General features: G+C 53.2%; 4 protein-coding genes. 3 read left to right on the forward strand and 1 reads right to left on the reverse strand.

Translation table 11 applies throughout. The features are described 5' to 3' along the window. The 3 genes from DMG62_24430 to DMG62_24440 form a co-directional block, all read left to right on the forward strand. A partial coding sequence (locus DMG62_24430; GenBank protein ID PYY19591.1) for a hypothetical protein occupies positions 1-259 on the forward strand: 259 nt, incomplete at its 5' end. Positions 260-326: 67 nt separating this feature from the next. After that, on the forward strand, positions 327-566 hold the full coding sequence (locus DMG62_24435) for a hypothetical protein (protein PYY19592.1): 240 nt from the start codon (positions 327-329) through the stop codon (positions 564-566). Next, complete coding sequence (locus tag DMG62_24440; GenBank protein PYY19593.1) at positions 554-811, forward strand: hypothetical protein; 258 nt, start codon at positions 554-556, stop codon at positions 809-811. The genes DMG62_24435 and DMG62_24440 overlap by 13 nt, the downstream gene beginning before the upstream one ends. Positions 812-1148: 337 nt before the next feature. Here the strand turns inward: DMG62_24440 and DMG62_24445 are convergent, their stop codons facing one another. Then, complete coding sequence (locus DMG62_24445; GenBank protein PYY19594.1) at positions 1149-1247, reverse strand: hypothetical protein; 99 nt, start codon at positions 1245-1247, stop codon at positions 1149-1151. Between the last annotated feature and the right edge of the window lie 83 nt (positions 1248-1330).

Here is a 1330-nt window from a genome sequence, read left to right on the forward strand (position 1 = left end):
CGCAATTACGCTTTCGCCGAGCAACAAAGATCGGCTGTCTGGACCTGCTTTCGAAGAGAACCTGGCGCTAGTTGAAATGATAACGGGTGAGAATACCCGTGCGATCGCAACGCTCACGCGCTTGTTACAAACGCCGTATGGTGGCTGGCTTTACAGTCCAACGCCCATCACGTCCGCACTCTTGAGGCTCGATCCAATCTGGGACCCCTTGCGCGCGGATCCGGTTTTCCAAAAACTTTGTGAGGAAAAGCAGCAGTGAATCTGTGCACGTGTTTCGTGTTCCGACAAGAGACTCAACTAGAAAGGCGTATCTCCACCGGGCCTCTATGAATACGATCCGACAATTCTTCGTCGCTCTGCTACCGATGCTGATCGCGGCAACTATGCTTAGGCGCCGTCGGCTCTGTTTTCCGGCGGCTGTGGTGGCGGCGTTGGAGAATTTTGATCCGTCGAGCTTGTTCTATTCCTCTCTGCGGCTCGCTTCGCAGCCCACCTGGCTTTCATCGCGGCAGAAAGTTGCGCACGACGTTCCGGTGAAAGATTCAGTTTTCTCTTGGGTTTCTTAGCACTGCTCGGTTTCTGCGCGGCCGTTGTTGGCTCCTCAGACGCGTTTCCGGCTGACGCAGTGGCGCGGGCGGCCGATTTTCTGGCAGGTTTCAACGCTTTTGCCGACTTTGCCTGCTGCAGTTTGCGTCTTAACCTGGCCAGTTTCTCCGAGCCTTCTCGTAGAGATTTCTCGAGTTGCTGGATTCTCTTCTTCAACTTCTTCGGCTTCATAATTGTTCTCCTGCTCTCGCCGAACGGCGATTAACGATGGCGCTCCAGTTAATGACAAAATCCCGCAGATGTCACGTCCTTCTTTGGCCGGACTTTCTTATTTTTCCCGAAAAACTCCTGGTTATCGGCCCGTTGATGTCGGGCGGCCAAGAACAACATCTTTCTTGGTCCAGGTATGAACGCTGCCGCAGTGCGCACAAGTGAACTTTTGTGTCTTCAATGTCGCGGCTTGCCAGCGCGTCTCCTGTATCGTCCTTCCGGTATCGGTGAGTTTTGATGTGGACGGACAGCGGACGAGCAAGCTTTTGATGTTGAGACCAGTCTTTGCTTTCGCCCGTCGCGGTGGATCAAAAAAGAATCTTGTCGGCATCTCAGAGTCGATAAACGATTCGCGCTTGGGCGGTGTCGTACGGTGATATTTCCATTTTCACTCGATTACCAATTGTAAGCCGAATGAAACGTTTGCGCATCTTTCCGGAGAGACTCGAGGGTTCAGGAAGATCATCATCGATGCGCAGAGCGATCGCATTCTCGGGTTCGCCGCTTTTGGGCA

This window comes from Acidobacteriota bacterium (assembly GCA_003225175.1).
GTDB lineage: Bacteria > Acidobacteriota > Terriglobia > Terriglobales > Acidobacteriaceae > Gp1-AA112.

What these genes read in the sequence shown, in the direction of transcription:
- DMG62_24445 (PYY19594.1), bottom strand. Translation starts at nt 1,247, where the DNA reads ATGCGCAAACGTTTCATTCGGCTTACAATTGGTAATCGAGTGAAAATG.
- DMG62_24435 (PYY19592.1), top strand. Translation starts at nt 327, where the DNA reads ATGAATACGATCCGACAATTCTTCGTCGCTCTGCTACCGATGCTGATC.